General features: G+C 32.3%; 1 protein-coding gene. It reads left to right on the top strand.

What is annotated here, in order from left to right:
* On the top strand, positions 1 to 291 hold a 291-nt coding region (locus PZE06_RS28745; protein WP_275792503.1), incomplete at both ends, for a TraM recognition domain-containing protein.

Genomic DNA, 291 nt, shown 5'->3' with positions numbered 1-291 from the left:
AATATGATGTTTGATATTGTCGTACAAAATCTAGAACAGTTACAAATTCATTATAACGAACAGGAAGCTAAAACTATTGAAAGCAACTGTTCTAATATTTTATATATTTTGACCAATTCAACGACAACTGCTGAAAGTATTTCTAAACGAATTGGAAAGCGGACAGTCTCTGTTGAAAATATTAATGGCCAAGTTGGAAACTGGCACAGTGCTAGTGTTAATAGTCAGTTAATTAGTCAAGATATTTTATCGGTTCCTGAATTAATGCAATTCATGGGTGGTGAAATGGTA

This window comes from Robertmurraya sp. DFI.2.37 (assembly GCF_029211245.1).
GTDB lineage: Bacteria > Bacillota > Bacilli > Bacillales > Cytobacillaceae > Robertmurraya > Robertmurraya methanolica_A.
Note: the sequence above shows the minus strand (reverse complement) of the source record. Positions and strands in the feature narration are given on the sequence as shown.